Origin of the sequence: Ornithinimicrobium sufpigmenti (assembly GCF_004322775.1) — a bacterium.
In the GTDB taxonomy this organism is placed as follows: Bacteria; Actinomycetota; Actinomycetes; order Actinomycetales; family Dermatophilaceae; genus Ornithinicoccus; species Ornithinicoccus sufpigmenti.
The window spans coordinates 2,107,278-2,130,677 of sequence record NZ_CP036403.1 but is presented as its reverse complement, the minus strand read 5'-3'; the positions used below and the strand labels follow the sequence as shown (position 1 = coordinate 2,130,677).

The window sequence follows — 23,400 nt, the reverse complement described above, 5'->3', positions numbered from 1 at the left end:
CGCGGGCCGCCCAGATCGGCGCAGGCCAGGGGTCAGCTCCGGCCCGACGCGGCGAACAGCCCGGGAAGATGCGGTGCTCGGGAAGATGCCGTGCTCGGGAAGATGCCGTGCCCCGGACGGGTTGGGTCAGGGTATGACGCACCCCAGCCGCCCGCACGCGCTCGCCGACGACCCTTCCGTGCACGACCCAGAGGCCTACCTGCCGCTGGCCTCGGAAGGGGTGGCGCGTCAGCTGGCCGACATCGACCGGTCCGGCACCACCGACGCGGCGTCGATCCAGGGCCGTCCGATCGTGGTCATCACCATGCGCGGCGTCCGCTCCGGGCGGCTCCGCCGGGTGCCCCTGATGCGGGTCGAGCACGAGGGCCGCTACCTCGCGGTGGCCAGCAAGGGCGGTCACCCCACGCACCCGACCTGGTTCCACAACATCAGCGCCCACCCGGACGTGCTCGTCCAGGACGGCACCACGACGCACCCGTTGCGAGCACGGCTGCTCGAGGATGGCCCGGAGCGCCAGGAGTGGTGGGACCGGGCCGTCGCCGCCTTCCCGCCGTATGCCGAGTACCAGGAGCGGGCAGCGCACCGCACCATCCCGCTGTTCCTGCTGGAGCCGACGACCTGAGCTTCAGGGGCGGGTCGGCAGGCTGACCTGACGGCCGTGGGTGACGTCCGCCCGGGCGGCGTCGAGCACGGCTGCCGGGACGGTCAGCTCGGGCGCCACGTCCACCGCGGAGAAACCCTCACGGCCGAACGAGCTGACCACGGCGCGGACCATGGCCAGCGCGACCGCCTCGGGCGGCAGCTCGCCGAGCGGCTCGAGGAGCACCAGCTCGGGGTTGCCGCGACCGACCCGGGGCAGCACGGACAGCCGGCAGACCGCCAGGCCGACGTGCTCCCCGTCGCACTCGGCCACCCAGGCGGGCAGGTCGGCGCTACGCCCTGCCCACCGCGTCGCGAACTCCTGCACGTGCGGCGGGCCTGACGACGTGTCGACATCCGCCCGGCGCAGCGCCTGCAGGTGCAGGGCCCCGAGGAGGAAGGCCTCGTCCTCCGTCACCGGACGGACCCGGACCCGGGCGGCCGCGCTACCCAGGGAGGCAGCACCGGAGGCCGCACCGGACGCTGGAGACGGCATACCCGCCAGACCGCCTGCCTCGTCCGCCGCCACGGCCGGCCTCAGACCTGGACCCGGTCCCGGATCGCGGCGGTGATCTCGGCGACCGCCTCGGCGACCGGGACGCCGTTCTTCTGGCTGCCGTCGCGGTAGCGGAAGGACACGGCGCCCGCGTCGCGGTCCTCTCCGCCGACGATCAGGATGAACGGTGCCTTGGACTTGCTGGCGTTGCGGATCTTCTTGGGGAACCGGTCGTCGGACAGGTCCAGGTCGACGCGCACGCCCTGCGCACGCAGCTGGGCCGCCACGTCCCTGAGGTAGTCGTCGAAGTCCTCGGCCACCGGCACGCCGACCACCTGCACGGGCGCCAGCCACGGCGGGAGCTGCCCGGCGTAGTGCTCGATGAGGACGCCCATGAACCGCTCGATCGAGCCGAACTTGGCCGAGTGGATCATCACCGGCTGCTGCCGGGTACCGTCGGCGGCCTGGTACTCCAGCCCGAAGCGCTCGGGCTGGTTGAAGTCCAGCTGCACGGTCGACATCTGCCAGGTCCGGCCGATGGCGTCGCGCGCCTGGACCGAGATCTTCGGGCCGTAGAAGGCGGCACCGCCCGGGTCGGGCACCAGCTCCAGCCCGGTCTCGCGGGCGCACTGCTCCAGGACCCCGGTCGCCTCGGCCCACTGCTCGTCCGAGCCGATGAACTTGTCCTTCTTGTCCCCCGTCTCGTCGCGGGTGGACAGCTCGAGGTAGAAGTCCTCCAGGCCGAAGTCGCGCAGCAGGCTGAGCACGAAGTCGAGCAGGTGCTTGATCTCCGCGGCGGCACCCTCGCGGGTGACGTAGGAGTGCGAGTCGTCCATCTCCAGACCGCGCACCCGGGTCAGGCCGTGGACGACGCCGGACTTCTCGAAGCGGTAGCAGTGCCCCAGCTCGAACAGCCGCAGTGGCAGCTCCCGGTAGGAGCGCTGCCGGGAGCGGTAGATGAGGTTGTGCATCGGGCAGTTCATCGCCTTGAGGAAGTAGCGCTGCCCGTCCTCGTCCATGGCGGGAAACATGGTGTCCTCGTAGTACGGCAGGTGCCCGGAGGTGTGGAACAGGCCCTCCTTGGACACGTGCGGGGTCCCGACGTACTCGAAGCCCTCCTCGATGTGCCGCTGCCGCGAGTAGTCCTCCATCACCCGCTTCAGCACACCCCCCTTGGGGTGGAAGATCGGCAGACCCGCACCCAGCTCCTCCGGGAAGGAGAACAGGTCCATCTCGGCCCCCAGGCGCCGGTGGTCGCGCTTCTCCGCCTCGGCCAGGCGGTCGAGGTATGCGGTCAGCTCGGTCTTGCTCGGCCAGACGGTGCCGTAGATCCGCTGCAGCTGGGGGTTCTTCTCGCTGCCGCGCCAGTAGGCGGCGGCGCTGCGCATGAGCTTGAAGCCGTTGGCGATGAGCTTGGTCGTGGGCACGTGCGGGCCTCTGCACAGATCACCCCAGACGACCTCGCCCTTGCGGTCGACGTTGTCGTAGACCGTCAGCTGCGAGCCGCCGACCTCGACGGAGGCGCCCTCGGCCGCGTCGTCGGCGGCACCGCCCTTGAGGCCGATGAGCTCCAGCTTGTAGGGCTCCCCCGCCAGCTCGGCGCGGGCCTCGTCGTCGCTGACCTCGCGGCGGGCGAAGGTCTGGCCGGAGTTGATGATCTTCTGCATCGCCTTCTCCAGGCGCTTCAGGTCATCAGGGGTGAACGGCTCCTCGACGTCGAAGTCGTAGTAGAACCCGTCCCGGATGGGCGGGCCGATCCCGAGCTTGGCGTCGGGGAAGGCCTCCTGCACCGCCTGGGCGAGCACGTGGGCGCAGGAGTGCCGCAGCACGTCCAGCCCGTCCGGCTCGCTGACCAGGACCGGCTCGACCTCGTCACCGTCCTGCAGCACGTGCGCCAGGTCCCGCAGCTCACCGCCGATCCGGGCGACGACGACCTCGCGGTCGCCGGCGAAGAGGTCCGCCGCGGTAGTGCCCTGCTCCACCGTTCGTTCGCTTCCTGCGACAACGACACTGATGGTGCTCTGGCTGGACACTGGCGTGCTCCTCGGGGTGGGGGGTGTGCTGCCCGCCAACCCTACCGGGCGGGGCACGGCATACCGGCACGGTTAAGGTCCGCAGCATGGGTCATGTCGAGCTCCGCGAGCCATCACAAGCCGACGCCGGGGTCACTCGGCACTTCACCGTGGCCGTCTTCGTCGTGCACGCCGGCCACGTCGCGCTGCACCCGCACCGCAAGCTCGGCCTGTGGCTGCCGCCGGGCGGCCATATCGAGATGCACGAGCTGCCCGACGACGCCGCCCGGCGCGAGGCATGGGAGGAGACCGGGGTCGCGGTGCGGCTGGTCGGCTCCCCCGGCATCACCCACGACGAGCTCGATGAACCAGGTGCGCCCCGGCAGCTGCTGCGCCCCGAGGGCGTCCAGGTCGAGGACATCTCCCACGACCCGCCGCACCAGCACATCGACCTGATCTACTTCGCCGTGCCCGACGAGCCCGCCATGGCGGGTCTTGCCCCGGGCGAGCTGCCGGTGATCGGCGCCGCTGCGGGCGGCGACGTGGGTATGCAGTGGGTCGACGAGGCGGGCCTGCTCATCCACCCGCTCACCGAGGAGGTGCGGGTGTGGGCCCGGCTGGCGCTGGCGGAGGTGCCGCGCCGGACCCTGGTCTCCTAGTCGGTGCGGTCCTCGGGGTCCGGCGACTCCGGTCCGGGGCGCGGGTCTGCGGGCCGGGAGAGGCCGGGCAGCACCGCCTCCCCGCCGCGCAGCGCCTGCATGGCTCCGGGATGCTGGCCGATCAGGGCGCGCCCCTGACGGCGGTAGCGCAGCAGCTGCCAGGTCCCCAGTGCCCAGAAGGGGAACTGCACGGCCATGGCGACCCGGAAGTCGTCCAGCCCGTAGCTCGAGGGACCGCCCGGCGCCCGCAGGTCCAGCACCAGCCCGATGAGGCCGATGGTCAGCAGGGACGCGACGAACCCGCCGACGTTGATCATCCCGTTGGCCCGGCCGTAGCGCTCGGAGGGGTGGAAGGTGCGGGCCAGGTCGAAGCTGACCATCGACCCCGGTCCACCGACCGCCGTGACCATCACCATCACGACCAGCAGCCAGAGCGGTGCCGGGCCGGGCCACAGCAGCACCACGGCCCAGACCGCGGCGATGGCGCTGACGAGGACCAGGACGAGCGTCGAGCGGTGGTAGGGGATCCGGCTCGTCAGCAGGCCGATCACCGGTCCGGTCACCATCCCGGTGAAGGTCATCAGGATGAGCATCCCGCTGGCCGTGGTCGACTCCAGGCCCTGCGCGATGAGGAACGGGTAGCCCCAGAGCATGGTGAAGACGGTGGGACCGAACTGGGAGGAGAAGTGGACCCAGAGCCCGAGCTTGGTGCCGGGGTTGCCCCATACCTCAGCCATGGTCTTGGCCAGGGCACGGATCTTGATGCGCTCGACGACGTCGCCGACATAGGGCGAGTCGCGCACGAGCAGGACCAGGGCGATGCCCAGCACGACCCCGGCCCCGGCGGCGATGCCGTAGGACCAGGTCCAGCCGAACCGGGACAGCGCCGCCGCCAGCGGGGTCGCGGCGGCGACGGCCCCGAGCTGACCGACCATGCTGGTCAGCTGGGTGACCATCGGGGCCTGCTTGACGCGGAACCAGAAGGCGATGAGCCGCAGCAGGCTGGTGAAGATCATCGCGTCGCCGCAGCCGAGGAGGACGCGCGCGACGACGCCGACCTCGAAGGTGCCGGCGAAGGCGAACAGGAACTGGCCGACGGTCATCAGGGTCAGCCCGACCAGCATGAGCCGTTTGGAGCCGTAGCGGTCGATGAGGACGCCGACCGGGATCTGCATGACCGCGTAGACGGCCAGCTGCAGCACCGTGAAGGTGGACAGCTGCGAGGCGGTGATGTCGAAGCGCTCGGCGGCGATGATCCCCGCCACGGACAGCGAGGTCCGGTGGAAGACCGCCAGCGTGTAGATGCTCAGGCCCACCGCCCAGATGACCCAGGCGCGGCGTCGCCCGATGTTGTGCACCTGCCGCCGATGCTCCCTAGCCATCCATGCCGCCCATCCCTATCTTTCCCGGACCTCTTGCCGGATCGTCCAGCTCTGCATGCGAGGGCGGCGGACCTCTCGGTCCGTCCACCTCGCGGCGCCCCTACTGTGCTGCGACACTGAGCGAGCCTCATGAAGCGGGGCGTATGAAACGGCCCTCCAGGGGTAGCACGTGCGCGGTGAAGTCCCTCGTGAAGTCCTTCGTGAAGTCCTTCGTGAAGTCTCAGGTATACCGCACAGCTTTCTCCATCCGATCGGGCCGGGGCGCGGTCTCCGAGTCTTCGCAGGGTTCGAGAGCACCTACCTGCCGCTGGCCGACGTGGACGGCCTGGAGGCGACCGGGCATGCCCGTCGCTGGCGGGCGGACCTGGAGGGCCTGCTGGACGCCGGGGTGCGGCACCTGCGCTACCCGGTGCGCTGGCACCGCATCGAGCCGGAGCCCGGAGTCTACAGCTGGGACGAGACCGACGCCGTGCTGGCGACGATGGCCGAGCTCGGGCTGGTCCCGATCGTGGACCTGCTGCACCACACCAGCTATCCCGCCTGGCTGGTCGACGGGTTCGTCGACCCGCGCTTCGGCCCGGCCTACGTCCGCTTCTGCGCCGCGGTGGCGGAGCGTTACCCGTGGCTCTCGGCCTACACCCTGGTCAACGAGCCGTTCGCCACCCTCTTCCTGGCCGGGCACGAGGCCCTGTGGCCGCCCTACCGCCGGGGGCTCGACGGCTTCGTCTCGCTGCTGCGCGCGGTCCTGCCGCCCCTCGCGGAGGCGGCCGCCATCTGGCGTGCGGCCCTGCCCGAGGCCGCCCACGTCTGGGTCGACACCGCGGAGCACCACACGGGTCACGGCGGTGGTGCGGGTTACGCCGAGCTGTGCAACGACCGGCGGCACGTCGCCCTGGACCTGTTCCTGGGTCATGACCTCGACGTCGAGCGCCCCTTCCTGCAACGCCTGGTCGCGGCGGGGGGCGAGGACCTGCTCACCCTGCCGCACGGCGCGATCGACCTGCTCGGCCTGGACTACTACCCGCACAGCGAGTGGTTCTACGACGACGCCGGCGGGCGGGCGCCCTCGCCGGAGCCCGTCGGGCTCGCCCGCATCATCTCCGCCTACGGCGACCGGTATGCGGTCCCGCTGCTGCTCACCGAGACGAACATCCGCGGGCTGCCCTCGGACCGGGTCACCTGGCTGCGGCACGTCCTGGAGCAGTGCGAGCAGGCGGTCGCCGCGGGCTACGACCTGCGTGGAATGTGCTGGTTCCCGCAGGTGGACTCCCACGACTGGGACTCGATGCTCGCCCTCTACCGCGGCCGCCCGGACCCCGTCGGGGTGCACGGCTGGCCGCGGTCCGGGGACTCCCGGGACTGCTGGCACACCGTCTTCAGCGCGGCCTGGCGCGCGGTCGCCGCGGGTGCCCGCGCCGCTGACCTGCCCGCCTACCGCTGGCAGCCGCCGTGCGACACCCAGCTCGCCGGTTTCGCCTCCCTGATGCCCGACTGGCCGTGGCAGGACCCCCCGCACGGGGAGAGGGTCACGTCCCGACCTGTCGCCCGACCACGCCTGTCCCCCCACGATGAAGGAGCAGCCATGAGCACACAGAACGGCCGGGACCTGGTCGTCCTGGCCCACCTGAGGTGGACCTGGGTCTGGCAGCGGCCCCACCACCTGGTGTCGCGGCTCGCCGGGTGGCGCGCCGAGGGGGGACGGCATACCTGGTATGTCGAGGAGCCGGTCCCCGCGGATGTCGCCACCCCGGTCCTGCGCACCGAGCAGCACGGCGACGTGACCCGCGTGTGGCTGGAGGTCCCGCGCCGCGTGAACGGCAGCGTCCCGCACCCGCACGTCGACTTCGACACCCCCGAGGCCGCAGGCTACGGCGACCTGCTGCAGGGGTTCCTGCGAGAGCACGGGGTCGCCTCCCCGGACGTGTGGATCTACACCCCCACCGCCATCGACCTGCTGGTTGCGGTCCGTCCGCACCGTCTGGTCTACGACGTCATGGACGACCTGGCCAGCTTCCGGCACGCGCCCCCTCGGCTGCGCGAGCGCCAGCAGCATCTGCTCGACACCGCGGACGTGGTCTTCACCGGCGGGCGGTCGCTGCACGAGGGCGTGCTGCGCCACCGCACGGAGGACGTGCACCTGTTCCCCAGCGGCGTGGAGTCGGCGCACTTCACGGAGGCGCGGTCACGGCGAGGCACGCACGAGCGGCCGGTCGCCGGCTACGTGGGCGTGATCGACGAGCGGGTCGACCTCGACCTCGTCGGACGCCTGGCGGAGCGGTTGCCGGACTGGACCGTGCGGATGGTCGGGCCGATCGCGAAGATCGACCCCGCCTGCCTGCCGCAGGCGCCCAACCTCGAGTACCCCGGGCTCGTCGCCTACGCCGACCTGCCCGACGTCCTGGCCGGGTTCGACGTCGCGCTCATGCCGTTCGCGCTCAACGAGTCGACCCGCTCGATCAGCCCGACCAAGACGCTGGAGTACCTCGCGGCGGGCCTGCCGGTCATCTCCACCCGCGTCCCCGACGTGGTCAACGTCTACGGCGACGTCGTGCACCTTGCCGATGACGCCGACGGGTTCGCGGCTGGAGCGGAGCACCTGCTGCGGGCCGACGACGGCACGCAGCGGGACCGCCTGTGCGGGCCGCTGCTGCACGCGCAGGAGTGGGACACCATCGCGCTGGCGATGGCCGACCTGCTGGACCGCGTGCCGGTCCGGGCCGGCTCGCTCGCCCACGACCTGGAGCAGGCGCACCAGGTCGGCGTCGGTGCGGCGGTCAACGGGCTGCAGGACGCCGCGCTCGGGGAGCGCAGGCTGAGCGGCGACGGCGTCGACCACCTCGCGGACGCGGCGGTCGCCTCCGCGACGCCGTTCCTGCGTGCACCGCTGCTGAGTCGGCTCTCGGACGTCGGTCGGCTGCATCCGCGCGTCGGGACGCTCTGCCCCACCTGCGGCACCCCGGTGCCGTGCGCGACCGCGCGGGTGTTGGCGTGAACGCGGGACGTGCGGCATACCCGGCGCACACGGCAAGCGTGAGACCTCTGGGGTCGGAGCGCTTCGACGGCCTGGACCTGGTCGTTGTCGGGTCGGGATTCTTCGGGCTCACCGTGGCCGAGCGGGTCGCCGCCGGGCTGGGCCGCAAGGTGCTCGTCCTGGAGCGTCGGGACCACATCGGCGGGAACGCCTACTCCTTCACCGAGCCCGAGACCGGCATCGAGGTGCACCGCTACGGCGCTCACCTGTTCCATACCTCCAACGAACGGGTCTGGAGCTATGTGCGGCGGTTCACCGAGTTCACCGGCTACCAGCACCGTGTCCGCACGGTCTCGCGGGGCAAGGTCTACCCGATGCCGATCAACCTGGGCACGATCTGCGCCTTCTACGAGCGCCACCTCGGACCCGAGGAGGCTCGCGCGATCGTGAAGGCGGAGGCCGCCGAGGGTGGCCCGAGCGAGACGGCACGCAACCTGGAGGAGAAAGCGATCTCCCTCATCGGCCGCTCGCTCTACGAGGCGTTCATCCGCGACTACACCCAGAAGCAGTGGCAGACACCGCCGAGCGAGCTGCCGGCCAGCGTCATCACCCGGCTGCCGGTGCGTTACACCTTCGACGACCGCTACTTCAGCGACACCCACGAGGGGCTGCCCGTCGACGGGTATGCCGCCTGGCTGGAGCGGATGGCCGACCACCCGCTGATCGAGGTCGAGACCGGGGTGGACTTCCTGGCTGTGCGCGAGGACGTCCCGCCCGGCATCCCGGTGGTCTACACCGGCGCGCTCGACCGCTTCTACGGGTACCGCTTCGGGCGGCTCGGGTGGCGCACCCTGGACTTCGAGCAGGAGGTCCTGCCCGTCGGCGACTTCCAGGGTTGCCCCGTGATGAACTACGCCGACCTCGACGTGCCGTGGACCCGGATCCACGAGTTCCGGCACTTCCATCCCGAGCGGTCCTACCCCGGCGACCGCACCGTGGTGGTCAAGGAGTTCTCCCGGGCCGCGGAGGGCGAGGACGAGCCCTACTACCCCGTCGCCACCTCCCGGGACCGCGCCCTGCTGGCGCAGTACCGGGAGCTGGCGGCGGAGGAGCCGGACGTCTACTTCGGCGGCCGGCTGGGGACCTACCAGTACCTCGACATGCACATGGCCATCGCCTCGGCGCTGTCCATGGTGGACAACATCCTGACCGCCCGGCTGACCCTCGCTCCGTTGGCCGCCGGGTGAGCGTGCCGGTCAGTCGGTGTTGCGCCCGGTGAGCTTGTCCCGCAGCCGGTCCACCATCCCCACGCCCGCGCCGACCGTCTTGTGGAACAGCTCGGAGTGGGGGGCGCTCGGGTGGGGCCGCGTGGGGGCCAGCTTCATCGCGCCCTCCACCTTGCTGCGCAGCTCCACCAGGTCCTCGGGCGAGATGTGGGCCCGGAGCTTGGGGAACTGGTCGGTCTCCTCGTCGCTGGCGTGGTGCCGCAGCAACGACTGCATCTCCCGCACCTGCACCAGGAACTCCGGCTCTCCGGCGTCGAGGTCCTCGATGCGCTTCATCACGTCGACGAGCTCGTCGTGCTCCTTCTTGTCCTGCTCGACGACCTCGGCGCCGTCCGGAAGGTGCTTCTCGATGGCGGGGTAGACATGCATCTCCTCGGCCACCGCGTGCCGCATCACCTCGGCGATCAGCCGGTCGGCGAGGTCCCGGCGCTCGGAGGCCTCCGCGCTCTGCAGGATCTCGTCGATGAGCTCCAGCATCAGCGCGTGGTCCGCGGTGAGGAAGTCGACGACGTCCTGGTTCTCGGGGGCGTCGTCGGTGCTGTGGGTGGTGGGGTCAGTCATGCATCCTGTCCTTCCGGATCGGGGGTCTGCCTGCCCGGTTCAGGCTAGTGACGGACGGGCGGTCCGGCATCCCCACCGGGCCAGGTCACCCCGGTGGCCCAGGCACCCCTGGCCGTGGCCCAGGCCTGGCTTCCTGTGGTGCCCCTCGCTTCAAGGGGCGCCTGGCTCTCTCGTGGCTAGGCTGGCTGGACGCAGCAGGTCTGGTGGGATGCGGAGGGCAACGTTGACCGAACCGATGACCGCACCGGTGACGAACCGATGACGCAGCGAGTCCTGACGGGCACGGTGACGGTGTGACGGCCACCCGGTGGACCTTCAGCGGCCGCATCCTGGGTGTGGGGACGACCAGTGGGGTCCGGCTGGTCGTCGGCGTCTGGGACACCTCGCCCCTAGGCTCCTTCGCCGACGTCATGGTCGAGCAGGCAGGGGGACACCGAATCTTGCTGGCACCCTCCCAGGAGGTTGCTGACTTCGTCGCGGGGACCTACACCTTCGACGAGACGCGGATCGAGCCGGTCGAGGTCGAGCTCCCTGGCGACGCGCGCATGGAGGTCGTCTCGTCGTCCTTGTCCCTCGTCGCCGCCCTCGGGCGGCGCACGGCGATGGGATGGCTCCTGCGCGGCATACCTCGCCGGGTCGCAGCCAACCCGCTCTTCTCGACGGCGACCGACCCGGTGGCGCGGGTGATCCTCCGCGGTGTGCGCACCCGTGGGACCGCGGGCCAGGGACGGCGGGAGTACTACGGCGCCACGGACGTCCGCGCGGTCACGTCAGTGTCGGGACGGCTCGATGGCGTCGATCTCGGTACGCTCACCGCGGTCGACCCGCCAGCCAGCTTCGGCTTCTCCTCGACACCGCGCCGGCCCTCGCTGACCCAGGTGGTGACCACCATCCGGCAGCGGTGAAACCCGGCTGTCGCAGATCAGGCGCCGCGCAGTGCGGCGGTCAGCTGGCCAGGGCCAGGTCGGCGCCCAGCTCGGGCACGGCCCGCTCGCGGACGGCAGACTCGACCAGCTCCACCGCCCGCTCCGTGGTGACGCGCAGGGCGATCGCCAGCTCCGCCGTGAGCAGGTCGAGCGCCTCGCGCAGCAGGTTTGCCTCGCCGTAGGAGACCTTGACCTCGTCGTCGCGTCGGGTGACATCGCGGATGAGACCGGCGACCTTGAGCAGGTCACCGCTGCGGAGGCGCTCGGTGTTGTGCTTGAACCGGCGCGACCAGACCTTGTCGAAGGGCTCGCCCTCGTCGGCCAGCTCCGCGAAGACCTCACGGATGCGCGCTGCGTCGATCACGGCACGGACCCCGATCTCCTCGGCCGCCTCGACGGGGACCGCCACCGACATGTCGTCGGTATGGACGTTCAGGATCAGGTAGCGCCGGCGCTCGCCCTGGATGGTCCGGCTGGTGACCTTCGTGACCGTGGCCGGCCCGTGCTGAGGATGGATGAGGATCTGACCCTTGCTGAACTGCACCCGTTTTCCTTTCGTCTCCCCCGGCTGACCGCGCCCCACACACTATGTAGACAATTCTAGCAGAAATTCAAGAAAAAGCCAGCCCTTGGGCCGAAAAGGGATAAGTGTCTTCGGATCTCGACGATTTCACCCGCGAGCCGCGACGTGTTGGACGCAGGCTCGTGCCGTCGGCCTGGCGTCCAGGCGGAGCGGGTCGATGGGCTGCTGACACACGTCACAGGTGCCGTAGGTTCCCTGCGCCACCCGCTGCAGAGCCGCCTCGATCTCCTCGAGGTGCCGGCGCGCCTGGTCGGTCACCGCCGACAGCTGGGCGCGCTCGAAGGCGATCGTCTGCCCCTCGGGGTCGTGCTCGTCGTCGGCGTTGGAGTCCCGTGAGGCCTCGAAGAACGAGCTCATGTCCTCCGTCAGCTGCCGGATGCGGGCGGAGAGCGCAGCATGCTCCTCCCGAAGCCGGGTGACGAGATCTCCGGACACGGAATGAGGGTCCTGGGCAGAAGGGACGTGCGGCATGATGGGAGTTCCAACGGCGGGAATTCCTCGACCATTCCACGCTTTCGCTATCGCTGTCGTCTGGGACGTCGCTGTCCCTGGTGCGATTCCCCGGCCCATCGGTGGCCCTTTCGCACGCCGCTGTCTGGTGTGATCATGCACCTTCCGGTTTCGCACACCGAGCAGGCGGTGAGCGCTAATGTCAGGCATGCACGAACGACGCTGGCCCTGGGTGGTGACGTCGGCCCTGTTGCTGGCGGCCGCCGTCGCCGCCGCGGGCTCGACATACCTGCACTGGTTGCCCTGCCGTGGCGCCCTGCTCTCCAGCAGCCTGCTGGAGGGTTACCAGCACGGTCCCGGTCCGGGCTTCTCCGATGCGTGCCTGCAGCGCATGGACGCCGGCGGCCTGCCCTTCCCCTATCCGCGCAACCCGTCCGAGCAGACCGCCTGGGCGGCGGAGCTGGGCGTCCTGGCGATGCTTCTGGCCGGGACGGCGTGGCTCGTCCTCGTGCTCGGGGTCCGGTGGTCGCTGCGGACCAAGGCCGTGGCTGTTCTCCCAGGACTGGCCACCCTGGCTCTTGCCGTCGCCTCAAGGGCGGCTGCTGCAGACCCGGATCGCCATCCAGATGGCACGATCTCCGGCTGGCTCGAGGTGGCCCCCGAGGCAGCCGCGCTGGTGGCGCTGACCGCGATCTGGCACTGGCAGCCCGAGGTCCAGGAGGGCGGGTTCGCCCAGGTGGTGGTCGTGGCGTGGGGAGCCAGCGCGTTCGGCTCTGCCCACATGGTCGTCGAGTACGTCTTCATGGTCGGCTTCAGCGCCGCCAACTGGGACGTACCACCGCTCACCGGCTTGTTCACCGTGATCACCCTCATGCTCTCGGCCGTTCTGCCGCTGATCCTGCCTGTCCGCTCCTCAGGCAGTCCGACAGCGGCAGGATCGGGGCCGCTGACCCCCTCCGAGCACAGCGCCAGATCGGCGGCTGCGAGCTGAGAAGCCCGGAGGCCGGGCCACCGCCGCAGCGAGCCTCCCTGAAGACGATGCCCCACCCGAGGTCGACACGTCGCTGGTGGTGCACGCAGCCGTGACACGAAGAAGGCCCCTCGCCTGCGTTTCCGCAGGCCAGGGGCCTCGTGACTGAGGAACAGTCGGGTGGACGCAATAAAGCGTTGCGGGAACAGGCGACCTCGGGTTGAGAGGCTTGTTTCCGCTTGGGATCAAGGGAACCGCGAGGATGCCGACCTCGCCGGGGAGCCGGATGATCCGTTGATCGATGCGTCGGCGGAACCAAAGAAACGACCTCGAACACGCCTCACGGACGAGGAAGTGGACGCTATGCGAACATCCCGCGCGCAAGGGATGAGCGTGAACGCGCTGGCGCGTCAGTTCGAGGTTCACCGGGGCACCGTGTGGGCAAAGACGAGGCGACGATCCCCCGCAGCGCGGGAGTCGGGCTGATCGCGCAGTTGTTTCGTAGAGTAGATGGCACGCGGAGTGTTGCAAGGACGGAAGTCAGGAGGTGTCTCGGTGTCGGTAACGACAGGCCCCACGGTCGGGCGTGCGGGACGCCCGGAGAAGCGGCGCGCCATCGTCCGCGGAGCACGGCGTGTGTTTGCGCTGGAGGGGTACTCCCGGGCGAGCATCGAACGGATCGCTGCGGACGCGGAGGTGTCTACTCGCACGATCTACAACCACTTCTCGGACAAGGCGGAGCTGTTCACGACGGTGATCGAGGACAGCGCCACGGCGGTCGCCGAGGCCCAGGAGGGACTGATCCGTGAGTATCTGGACCCCGTCGTGGAGTCCGGAGACCTGGACGGTCTGGTGCGGTTCGGCAGACGATGGGCGGCATCGGCCCAGGACGCCGAGGAGCACTTCGCTCTGATGGGCCACGTCTCGGCCGAGGCCCACTTCATCCCCCCGGAGGCGATCCGGGTGTGGCAGCAAGCTGGTCCATCTCGGGTCGAGCAGGAAATGTCCACACGGTTCGCCCGGTTGGCCGAGCTTGGGCTGATCCACGCACCGGACCCACACCGCGCTGCGGCTCACTTCATGTTGCTGGTCGGAAGCGCCGTTGCGCAGGACAGCCTCAACGGCGCGGTCCCGCTGCCCAAGGCCGAGGTTGACCAGATCGCCGACGCCGGAGTCGAGGCGTTCCTGCGCGCCTACCGCGCCGAAGACTGACCCGCGCCTTCCCTCCACCGCCTAGAGACTCTGGGTCCCTGCCCCGGCCACCCCGGCTCGGGTTTCCCGCTTCCTCGCTGTGCCGAACCGGCTCGCGCGACCTCCTCATCAACAGTTCGACGGCTGCCCTCTTCCCCGAAGTACAATACATGTTGTAGTGTAGATTGGGAGGGAGCACAGCAGAGCGAGTCGAGGGAGTTGATGATGAGGATCGCTGTCATCGCAGGCAGTACGCGGCCCAAGCGCCGGGCACGGATGGTCGCGGACTGGGTGACCGAGGTGGCACGCCGGCACATAGCGGGCTCGGAGGTGAGGGTCGACCTGGTCGACCTCGCCGATGTCGACCTTCCACTGCTTGATGAGCCGGTCGCTGCCGCGCACGGGCTCTACGAGCATGAGCACACCCGCCGGTGGGCCGAGACCATCCGCTCCTACGAAGGCTTCGTGATCGTCACCCCGGAGTACAACCACTCCGTGCCCGCAGCGTTGAAGAACGCCATCGACTACCTCTACGCCGAGTGGTCGAACAAGGCGGTGGGCTTCGTCGGGTACGGGCTCAACGGAGGCGTGAGGGCGATCGAGCACCTGCGCCTGATCGTCGCCGAACTCGAGATGGCCGACGTCCGCTCACACGTGCTGCTGTCGTTGTTCGGTGACTTCGAGCTGGCCGACACGATCGAGCCCGGCGTCCTGAAGCCCGGTGACCACCAAGAGGCAACCCTCACCCGACTGGTCGATGAGGTCGTCGCGTGGTCCGGTGCTCTGCGCCCGCTACGCGAGCAGAACTAGCAGCCAAGCGATCATCGGTGCCCGCAACGGGCGCGTAAGAAAGGAACAACATGTCCTCGTCACCTTCCCCCACTGCCGCTGTCGCCGGTCGTCGGGAGTGGGCCGGGCTGGCGGTGCTGGCCCTGCCGACGCTGCTGCTCGCGATGGACATCACAGTCCTGCACCTCGCGGTCCCGCAGTTGACCGAGGATCTGGCGCCGAGCAGCTCCCAACTGCTCTGGATCATCGACATCTACCCGTTCCTGATCGCGGGCCTGCTGACCACGATGGGACGCCTCGGCGACCGGATCGGACGCCGACGCCTGCTCCTGATCGGCGGCATAGCGTTCGCCGCAGCCTCAATGCTGGCCGCGTTCTCACCCAACGCGACCACCCTGATCCTGGCCCGTGCGCTCCTCGGCGTGGCCGGGGCGACCCTGATGCCCTCGACCCTGTCGCTGATTCGGAACATGTTCCTCAACGAGGACCAGCGGACTCGGGCGATCTCGATCTGGATGAGTAGCTTCTCCGTCGGCGCGATCCTTGGCCCGATGGTGGGCGGGCTGATGCTCGAACACTTCTGGTGGGGCTCGGTGTTCCTGCTCGCACTGCCCGTCATGGCACTGTTGCTGATCGCCGGCCCCATCCTGCTGCCCGAGTACGCCGACCCCAACGCGGGCCGCCTGGACCCCCTGAGCGTCGTGCTGTCTGTGATCGCGATCCTGGCTGGCATCTACGGCCTCAAACAACTCGCCGAGGCCGGCCTCGCGCCGATACCAGTCACCATGATCGTCATCGGCGTGATCGTCGGGGCCGTGTTCATCCGCCGCCAGAACAAGCTGGAACACCCCCTGCTCGACCTTGCCCTGTTCCGTCGCCCCGCCTTCGGCGCTGCCGCGACCGCGCTCACCCTCGGCCAAATCGTCATGGCCGGTACTCAACTGTTCGTCGGTCAGTACCTCCAGCTCGTGCTCGGCATGCGCCCCTTCGAGGCCGGATTGTGGATGCTGCCCACAGCGGTCGCTCTCATCATCGGCACCCTCGGCGCGCCCTATGCCCTGCGGTTCGCCCGTCGATCAGTCGTAATGACCACAGCCGCGACCACCGCCGCCGCCGGATTCGGACTCATCGCCCTCGCCGGAAGCACCTCCGGTCTTCCGTTCGTCGTCGCCGGGCTCATCGTCGCATCCCTGGGCCTGGGACCAGTCGCCACCGTCAGCACCGATCTCGTCGTCGGCACCGCCCCACCAGAACGCGCCGGCTCCGCCTCCGCCATCTCCGAGACCGCATCCGAACTCGGCCAAGCACTCGGCATCGCACTACTCGGCAGCCTCGGCTCACTCATCTACCGACTGCAAGTCACAGACTCCCTGCCGGACGACGTGCCAGCCACCGAAGCCGAAGCCGCGACCGGCACCATCGGCGGCGCCCTCGCCGCCGCCGAACGACTACCGGCAGACATCGCCGAACCACTCATTCTCGCCGCACGCGAGTCCTTCACCACCGGCCTACACGTCGTCGTCATCGTCTGCGCAGCCCTCATGCTCACAGCCGCCGTAGCCGCACGCCTCATCTTCCGCAGCCACGACACCCCGCGAGGAGGGAAAGGACAGAGCGGCCCTCCGTCCGGCGACTCAGGACATCCAGCGGTCGACGGGACCTAATGCATGGCTCTGCACTCAGCCTCCCCGGTCCTGCTCATCGTTGAAAGCCTCGCGATGCCGAACGAGCACGTATGAGCAGCAATGCCCACAGCCAGTCCGCACGGCTACTCGGCCATCCTCGCCCGCTCACGCACCATCCACCGACCCATCGGCCCCGTCGCCTACGACTGCGTAAAGCTGATCTTCGTCCGGCACGGTTCGGCGGTCCTGCTCAGCGAGTTCGGGCAGAAGCCCGCCAACGTCGGCGATGCGGTGATCCTCGGGGCGAACGTGCTGTGTGGCTCGGAACCCGAAGGGCATATCACGGTCACTACGATCTACCTGGACACCGACTATGTGATCGATCAGGTGTTCTGGCAGCACGCCGGACTGTTGCAGGATCGGCTCGAAGCCCAGGGACTCGCCGAAACGGTCTACTCCGAGCCGGCACAGATACTCCGCCTGGGCGAGGAGCGCGCGGGGATGCTGATGCCATGGCTGGACGAACTGGTCGAGCACAGCATCGACGGAGGCTTCCCCCGGAACTTCTACCGGATGCAGGCAGTGTGGTTCAGCATCGCCCACGTGATCGCCCCGTTCGTCAAGGTCTCCCCGGTACGGATATCGGCGTCGCAGCGCGCGCACATCCGGCCCACCCTGCCACGGCATCGTCAGTTCGCGCCGTTGCGTGCCGAGGCCCGACGGGCCGCCGAACTGCTGCATCAGGCACCCGCGGAGCAGTGGACCCTCGACGCCCTGGCCACCAGGGTGCATCTGTCGCCCTCGCAGCTCAGCCGGGTGTTCACCGACGCCTACGGCAAGACGCCCTTCGCGTATCTGACCATGCTGCGCGCCGAGCACCTTGCCAAGTCTCTGCGGGAGACCGATCTGCCGATCGAGACCGCGATGCGACAGGTCGGCTGGCACAGCCGCGGACACGCCGCCCAGCAATTCCGCAAGTACATCGGACTCACCCCCACCCGATACCGGCAACTGACCCTGCGCGCGAACTGAACGCCGCTCCTGCGAAAGACGACGGCGAGGCGAGGTCCGCCGATCTTCTGCATCAGGCAGAGCAGACCGCCGGCGAGTTCCCGCGACTCAAAGCACGAATCGAGGCTCGACACGACATCGATTTCGTGCCCGTTGAACAGGAAAGCCTCGACTACGGCTCACAGACATCCTCGACGGCCCGCGAGCCAGGCTCACTCAGCGAGCTTGAACCCCACGACGCCGGGAGGCTCGCCGCGCCACGGAGATCGGCCGTACGGTGGACAGACGAAGCACCGGCACGCCGGAAGGAGGCGATGGCACTGAGAATCTGGCTCGACGTTGCCTATCGCGAGAAGGACCAAGCCAAGGCTGCTGGTGCCCGCTGGGACCCGCAGGAGCGTCGCTGGTACGCCCCGCATCCCGGAATCCGCGCCCTCGACCGATGGCTGCCAACAGCCCCACCACCCGCGTCCGCTCCCGTCGCCGAGCCCGGACCCTCGTGGTCGAACGACCCTGTCGTGTTACTCCGCGACGCTACCCAGACCGAACCGCTGCCATGGGCGGTCCGGGCGCCCTTCGGCTGGTTCTGCCACATGTGCGACTCCACGTGCAACGCCGGTGAGATCCAGATGGCGAAGATACAGACTCGGTGGCTGCACCGACCAACGATCATCACTCAGCCGATCGAGTGGCGCCATCACCTGCAACGCCGTGAGGATGTCGACTGGCGGCTCCTCGTCCACATCACCCAAGTCCTTGAAAAGACTCTCGCACCCAGAACCGCGATCCGTTGGAACCCCAGGACTCAGCGGCTCGACACGATCACCGGACCTATCCGCGACTGGCGCGACCTCCGCGACCGGCAGAAGCAGCGCCCCTGACCGCCCCCCCTGAACCAGTACTCCCCGGACCACCGCACAGTCGCCGACACCCCTTATGCACAGGGCGGCTGCCTCTGTCTGGACCATCGCAGTGAACATGTGCATGGACGTGAGCTACAAGCGGCAGATCACCTACCCTCCTGGTCTTGCGGTCACCGGCCCAGGGACGGCCCGTCGTGGCGCCGGCCGCTGTCGCGGGAGTTGACGGAGAGCTGGCCGCGGCGTCCTGCGAGGGCGCGTTCGGCGTCCTCGCGGGCGGTCTGCTCGGCTGCGCTAGTCTGCTCGATCCGCTCGGCCGCCTCGGCGGGGGTGAGTGCGCGTAGTGCTTCGATTTCGGCGCGGGCCTGCTGTGCGGTGCGGGCTTGGTTCTCGGCGTTGGTGCGGGGTCGGGCGTGGAGGTAGACGGCTTGGTTCTTCGCTACCGTCTCGGTTCCGAAGATGCGGGCGTAGATGCGCAGGTGCGGCCAGGGGTCGGGTTCCAACGTCTTGCGCACCGCTTTCGCCGCCGTCTCCCGCTGCTCGGTCGCTTCGACTACGCGCGAGTCCGTGTCGATCCGGGGTCGGGTGACGCGCTCGACCCACGCTGCGCTGTCCTCGTTCCAGCGGGGCGGCTTCCCCCACGCGCTCGTCAGGCGCTGCTCCGCGTCGTGGGTGAGAGCCTGTGCGGTGTGGTGCTCGGCGGCGGCGCGGCGCTTGCCGAACCTGCCGACCGTGCGCAGACGGTCGCGCGCGGCCCTGTGCGCGGCGTTGGCGGTCTGCCACTCGGCCAGCGCCGCCGATGCCTGCTCGGTGAGCGGGGCGGCGACCTCGGCACGCACGACTTCGAGGTTCCGCTTCGCCGTCTCGCTGGCACGTGCTGCCTGGTCACGTTCCTCGCGCTGTGTGGCGTGCAGTTCACCCAGGGCGTCGGCGGCCTGCTGCCACAGCGCCGCCCGTTGCTCCGCGTACTCGGCTTGCTGGGTGAGGGCAGCGATCTCGGTGTTGACGATCTTGACGGGGCCGTCGTCGACCAACCCACGCACCGCCTCCGCTGCGCGCTGGGTGGCGTCGGGCAGGCCGCGGTCGGCGCGGTCGCGCTCGATGGCGTCGATGAACTGCTGCCGCGCGTCGGCCGGGTTCTCGGCGATGACGTGCAACTGATTCTCGTCCTCACCTCGGGTCATCCCGACATAGACCGCGGCGCCGCTCATCGCGTCGCTGAGGATCGTGTGCGACCCCTTGGCGGTGACGCCCTGCACCCCGTAGGCGGTCGAAGCGTAGGCCAGATGAGCATGCTCGGTGACGTAGGCGGCGGGCAGGCGCACCGTGCGCTCGCGTTTGCGGTCGCTGCCTGCTTCGACCGCCCATAGTGCTCCGTCGTCGGCGACGTGTTGCACGATCCACAGTTGCCGGTTCGCCACCCCCAGGGCGGTGTCGTTCTTCCGGGTTTGGATCAGATCACCGCGCCCGATAGCGAGGCCGTCGCTGCCGGTCGCGGTCGTCTGATCGTCTACGAGTCCGGCGTGCGTGCGCTGGTCGCGGATGCGGGCGTTCAGGCGGGCGGCCTCGTCGTTGGTGACGACCGTGACCGCCTCCCCGTCGCCGTGATGCTGGGCGATGTGCTCATGCAAATGCTCGGCGTCCGCGTGGAGGCGGATCAGGCCGATCGCGTGGAGTTGGTCGAAGATCACGCCCGGATCGTTCCGGTCACGCAACCGCACGGTGAGGTCGGCGTAGGTGGGGTCGGTGAACCTGTGCACCTCGGCCATGTCGATGGTGCGCCCCCGAATGGCTGCGGTCATGTCGAGCACGCCGCCTCTGCCAATTGCGGGGAGTTGCGCGCGGTCGCCGACGAGCGCGAGCGTTGCACCCGTCTCGGCGGCGACGGTGAACAGGGCGAGGGCGCTGTCCTGGTCGAGCATCCCGGCCTCATCCACCACGACCCGCTCCCCACCTTGGAGGCGTGCCGTCTCGGGCGGGCCGGTATAGGCGCGGCCCGTCTCCGGGTCGGTGTCGCCGCGCGCGAGGCGCGCCCACACCCCATCGGCGTTCCACCTATAGCCGTGGGCGTAGACGAGCGCGGCCACCGAATCCGCAGGCACGCCGAGGGCCTTTTGCGCGACGGCGGCGGCCTTCTTCGTCGGCGCCACCACCCGCGTAGGCCGACCCTGCTGTTGTGCGGCGGTGATGGCGGTGGCGAGCATGGTCGTCTTCCCCGACCCCGCCGCCCCTTCCACGATCACGAGGGGATCGGTGGAGGCGAGAGCTGCGGCGGCCTCGGCCTGCCCGACATCGAGACCGGCGGCCTGCGCCAGGTGTTGCACGCCCGGCAACACCGTCTCCCGCGCCGGCACTCGTGCGGTGAGGAGGTCGCGCAACTCGGTCTCAGCCTGCATCACGCGCAGACTCGTCAGATGCGCCACATGCTCAGGTGCAGGCTTGCCGGATGGGATGATCGTGAAGCAGTCCTCCACCGCCAACCGGGCCGCAACCGCGATGAAGTCACGTACCTCGGCAGGTGTCGCTCGCACACCGTACTCGGCCATGATCCGAGTCGCGTGCTCGGTCACCGTGTGCGCCGTCCACGCCGAGCTCCCTGCGGCGCAACGATCCAGCGTGCGGGAGGCGAGCTCCTGCACACTCAGATCATCCAGCGACACTGGGGGTTGCACAGGGCGTCGGTGGAGGTTGTCGGGGTCGTATCCGGCCTCGCGCAGCTCCGTCACCCAGCCGGTTTCCTCTCGCAAGGTGGTGGGCTTCTTTGCGGGGCGTTCATGCGCCCATGCCTCGGCTCTCAGGCGGGTGGCGACGACCGGCCCCATGCTCTCGCCGGGGTGCGCCTGATCCCAGGCGGCTTCAAGGCTTTCGAGGTTGCGGCGCACCTGCTCCCCCCGCTTGCTCATCACGGCGTTGTAGGGCTGCAACTCGGCAACTTCGCCGGTCACGGGGTCGAGGGTCAGGCCATGCCGGTCGAGCACTTCGGCCAGCTCGGGGCTGGCGGCGATCACGGCAGTTCCGAGTGCTCGGATTGTGCCTTGCTGTTTGAACAGGGCGGCGGTGAACAGGCCGCGCCACTTCCCAGCCGCGAACACGCGAGTGCCGATCTGCATGTGAATGTGCCGGTGCGGATCACCCGCCCGCGATGTGCGGTGCGTGATGCCCACGACCTGCATCTGCTCGATGGGCACGACCTCCTGCGCCCCCAACGACCCCACACGAGTCACGGAATGCTGGGCGAGCCACCGCCGAATCTCCGAGAGCGCGTCCTGCTGGGCAGCGTCCAAGGCTTCGGAGACCTCCGGGTGCAGCGCGGCGGCGATCGACAGCGACTTGGGCGTGTTGACGACCATCTCCATGAACCGCGGCGACCCCCGCCGATCCGACCCCGCCCGGCGGGGCCTGCCCATCGACTCCCCCGTGAGCGGGTTCTCCCAGTCCACCCATCCGGCGTATGCCGCAGGGTCAAGGGACAGTTCAGCGGTCACCGTGCCCGATCCGTCGAGCGCCGCGAACTGCGCCACGGTCGCCTCGGCCCCCAGGTAGTAGTCGTCGGCGCGGGAGCGGTCGGCCTCGACATAGCGCAGCGCGTCGGCTCCGGTGCCCCGGAACGGGATCACCCCGCCGCGCATCTCGACCACCGTCCTTCCGCTGCATCGCTGGCTATCTAGCGTATCAGCAACTACGGCACTTAGGATACGTCCATTCACTGAGAAAGAGGCGAGAACCGGGGAGGATGCTGCGAGCGGTTAGGAGCGCAGCGGCGTGGCGAGCGGGTGCGCTCGGGAGAGTGCGGCGAGAGGCGAGGGCATGGTGTCAGGAGAGTGAGGATGCGACAGAGACGATCCAGGCGCGTTGGTGGCGAGTCTCGACGGCGCGGGGGTCGTGGTTCGCTCGCACCCACACATCCGGGTGCGAGATGATGGAGACATGTCCTCTCCGTCGCTCCCGCTGACCGGATTGCTCTCCGATGACTCGGTGTGGAAGCCCGTGACAGTCGGGGAGTCAGGCGCGATCGTGTTGCGTGATGTGTCGCGGGAAAGGTTTGCCAAGGCGGTCTCCGTTGCCGATTCGAGCACGCTAGAGGCTGAGCGTGATCGGATCGATTGGCTCTCGGGCACCGCAATCCCCGGCCCCAGGGTGCTCGACTGGCGCACCACCGAACACGGAGCCTGCCTTGTCACCAGTGCAGTCGCGGGCGTTTCGGCTGACCGGCTCGATCCGGCCCAGCTCGCGCAGGCGTGGCCGTCGATCACCGATACCCTGCATCGACTGCACAGCATCCCCGCCAGCACCTGCCCGCACACGAGGACATTGGGCGAGATGATGGCGCTGGCCCGCGCGACCGTCGCCGAGGACCGCGTCCACCCCGAGTTCCTGCCCCAGCACCTCATCGACACCCCGGCCACGGTGATCCTCAAAAGCCTGGAGCACGACCTCCCACCACGCCAGGAACAAGAGGACGCCGACGCCGTGGTCTGCCATGGAGACCTCTGCCTCCCCAACATCCTCATCGACCCCGATACCTCGCTCGTGACTGGGCTTATCGACCTCGGACGGCTCGGATACGCAGACCCCTACGCCGACATCGCTCTCCTGCTTGCAAACGCCCGCGAGACCTGGCCCGACGAAGACACCGCTCGCCGAGCCGATCAAGACTTCGCCTCCAGCTACGGCACCGCCCTTGATCCCGAGCGTCTGGACTTCTACCTCCGACTCGATCCGCTGACCTGGTAGACCGCGATCGGCGTACGTTGAATTCGCAGGGACAAGCCGATCAAGACGCGACTACTTGTACTGCGCTACGACGTTCCAGCCTCCGAGTAGTGACGTGTGGGTGGGTCTCGGTTGCAGCAACGGACCGTAGGAAGTAGAGCACGCCGTCACCGACACCCAGCACGCGCATCGAGACCACGATGTCAGCGAGGTAGTGGTTCGGTGGCGTGGAACTGTCGGCGCTGGACACTGCTCACTTCGCGTTCTCGTCCTTTG

At 69.3% G+C, this 23,400-nt stretch carries 19 protein-coding genes; 12 read left to right on the top strand and 7 right to left on the bottom strand.

The window, feature by feature from the left end; all coding sequences use genetic code 11:
• Window positions 1–133 precede the first annotated feature (133 nt).
• Window positions 134–622: a nitroreductase family deazaflavin-dependent oxidoreductase gene (locus ESZ52_RS09655; RefSeq protein WP_131104754.1), complete on the top strand. Its 489-nt coding sequence runs from the start codon at window positions 134–136 to the stop codon at window positions 620–622.
• 3 nt (window positions 623–625) lie between these two features.
• Here the strand turns inward: ESZ52_RS09655 and ESZ52_RS09650 are convergent, their stop codons facing one another.
• Together ESZ52_RS09650 and thrS are read right to left on the bottom strand one after the other, a co-directional pair.
• A complete protein-coding gene (locus ESZ52_RS09650) occupies window positions 626–1,135 on the bottom strand; it encodes a GNAT family N-acetyltransferase (protein WP_131104753.1) in 510 nt (169 codons plus the stop codon).
• Between the two features lie 41 nt (window positions 1,136–1,176).
• Window positions 1,177–3,117: a threonine--tRNA ligase gene (thrS, locus tag ESZ52_RS09645; protein WP_425600005.1), complete on the bottom strand. Its 1,941-nt coding sequence runs from the start codon at window positions 3,115–3,117 to the stop codon at window positions 1,177–1,179.
• A 137-nt stretch (window positions 3,118–3,254) separates the two neighbouring features.
• Here thrS and ESZ52_RS09640 point away from each other — a divergent pair, with 137 nt between their 5' ends.
• Entirely contained in the window at window positions 3,255–3,806 is a 552-nt protein-coding gene (locus ESZ52_RS09640) for an NUDIX domain-containing protein (RefSeq protein WP_131104751.1), read from the top strand.
• On the opposite strand, the gene ESZ52_RS09635 is transcribed toward ESZ52_RS09640, so the two are convergent.
• Window positions 3,803–5,188 (bottom strand): MFS transporter, encoded by a 1,386-nt coding sequence (locus ESZ52_RS09635; protein WP_131104750.1) that lies wholly within the window; start codon window positions 5,186–5,188, stop codon window positions 3,803–3,805. The genes ESZ52_RS09640 and ESZ52_RS09635 overlap by 4 nt on opposite strands.
• Before the next feature lie 316 nt (window positions 5,189–5,504).
• Here ESZ52_RS09635 and ESZ52_RS09630 point away from each other — a divergent pair, with 316 nt between their 5' ends.
• Complete coding sequence (locus tag ESZ52_RS09630; RefSeq protein WP_181010007.1) at window positions 5,505–8,180, top strand: glycosyltransferase; 2,676 nt, start codon at window positions 5,505–5,507, stop codon at window positions 8,178–8,180.
• 38 nt (window positions 8,181–8,218) lie between these two features.
• Window positions 8,219–9,406 carry a UDP-galactopyranose mutase gene (glf, locus tag ESZ52_RS09625; RefSeq protein ID WP_238160618.1) on the top strand — a complete coding sequence of 396 codons (1,188 nt, stop codon included), beginning with the start codon at window positions 8,219–8,221 and terminating at the stop codon, window positions 9,404–9,406.
• 9 nt (window positions 9,407–9,415) lie between these two features.
• On the opposite strand, the gene ESZ52_RS09620 is transcribed toward glf, so the two are convergent.
• Complete coding sequence (locus tag ESZ52_RS09620; protein WP_131104748.1) at window positions 9,416–10,006, bottom strand: hemerythrin domain-containing protein; 591 nt, start codon at window positions 10,004–10,006, stop codon at window positions 9,416–9,418.
• A 293-nt stretch (window positions 10,007–10,299) separates the two neighbouring features.
• Between ESZ52_RS09620 and ESZ52_RS09615 the strand changes: the two genes are divergently transcribed.
• On the top strand, window positions 10,300–10,911 hold the full coding sequence (locus ESZ52_RS09615; protein WP_131104747.1) for a hypothetical protein: 612 nt from the start codon (window positions 10,300–10,302) through the stop codon (window positions 10,909–10,911).
• Window positions 10,912–10,951: 40 nt separating this feature from the next.
• Here ESZ52_RS09615 and ESZ52_RS09610 read toward each other — a convergent pair whose 3' ends face one another.
• Window positions 10,952–11,476 carry a CarD family transcriptional regulator gene (locus ESZ52_RS09610; RefSeq protein ID WP_181010008.1) on the bottom strand — a complete coding sequence of 175 codons (525 nt, stop codon included), beginning with the start codon at window positions 11,474–11,476 and terminating at the stop codon, window positions 10,952–10,954.
• 126 nt (window positions 11,477–11,602) lie between these two features.
• The gene (locus tag ESZ52_RS09605; protein WP_238154573.1) at window positions 11,603–11,950 is read right to left on the bottom strand and encodes a TraR/DksA family transcriptional regulator; all 348 of its coding nucleotides are present in this window, start codon (window positions 11,948–11,950) and stop codon (window positions 11,603–11,605) included.
• 223 nt (window positions 11,951–12,173) lie between these two features.
• Between ESZ52_RS09605 and ESZ52_RS09600 the strand changes: the two genes are divergently transcribed.
• The 6 genes from ESZ52_RS09600 (at window position 12,174) to ESZ52_RS19470 (ending at window position 18,432) form a co-directional block, all read left to right on the top strand.
• The gene (locus tag ESZ52_RS09600) at window positions 12,174–12,956 is read left to right on the top strand and encodes a hypothetical protein (protein WP_131104744.1); all 783 of its coding nucleotides are present in this window, start codon (window positions 12,174–12,176) and stop codon (window positions 12,954–12,956) included.
• 489 nt (window positions 12,957–13,445) lie between these two features.
• Complete coding sequence (locus ESZ52_RS09595) at window positions 13,446–14,147, top strand: TetR/AcrR family transcriptional regulator (RefSeq protein WP_131104743.1); 702 nt, start codon at window positions 13,446–13,448, stop codon at window positions 14,145–14,147.
• A 204-nt stretch (window positions 14,148–14,351) separates the two neighbouring features.
• The gene (locus ESZ52_RS09590; protein WP_337590162.1) at window positions 14,352–14,936 is read left to right on the top strand and encodes an NADPH-dependent FMN reductase; all 585 of its coding nucleotides are present in this window, start codon (window positions 14,352–14,354) and stop codon (window positions 14,934–14,936) included.
• A 50-nt stretch (window positions 14,937–14,986) separates the two neighbouring features.
• Entirely contained in the window at window positions 14,987–16,579 is a 1,593-nt protein-coding gene (locus tag ESZ52_RS09585) for an MFS transporter (RefSeq protein WP_131104741.1), read from the top strand.
• An 81-nt stretch (window positions 16,580–16,660) separates the two neighbouring features.
• Window positions 16,661–17,572 (top strand): helix-turn-helix domain-containing protein, encoded by a 912-nt coding sequence (locus ESZ52_RS09580; protein ID WP_181010009.1) that lies wholly within the window; start codon window positions 16,661–16,663, stop codon window positions 17,570–17,572.
• Window positions 17,573–17,865: 293 nt separating this feature from the next.
• Window positions 17,866–18,432, top strand: coding sequence for a DUF5710 domain-containing protein (locus ESZ52_RS19470; protein WP_202865316.1), 567 nt, complete (start codon window positions 17,866–17,868; stop codon window positions 18,430–18,432).
• A gap of 152 nt (window positions 18,433–18,584) precedes the next feature.
• Here the strand turns inward: ESZ52_RS19470 and mobF are convergent, their stop codons facing one another.
• Window positions 18,585–22,040 carry a MobF family relaxase gene (gene mobF, locus ESZ52_RS09570; protein WP_131106539.1) on the bottom strand — a complete coding sequence of 1,152 codons (3,456 nt, stop codon included), beginning with the start codon at window positions 22,038–22,040 and terminating at the stop codon, window positions 18,585–18,587.
• 298 nt (window positions 22,041–22,338) lie between these two features.
• Here mobF and ESZ52_RS09565 point away from each other — a divergent pair, with 298 nt between their 5' ends.
• The gene (locus ESZ52_RS09565) at window positions 22,339–23,145 is read left to right on the top strand and encodes an APH(3'') family aminoglycoside O-phosphotransferase (RefSeq protein ID WP_202865315.1); all 807 of its coding nucleotides are present in this window, start codon (window positions 22,339–22,341) and stop codon (window positions 23,143–23,145) included.
• The last annotated feature ends 255 nt before the right edge of the window (window positions 23,146–23,400 follow it).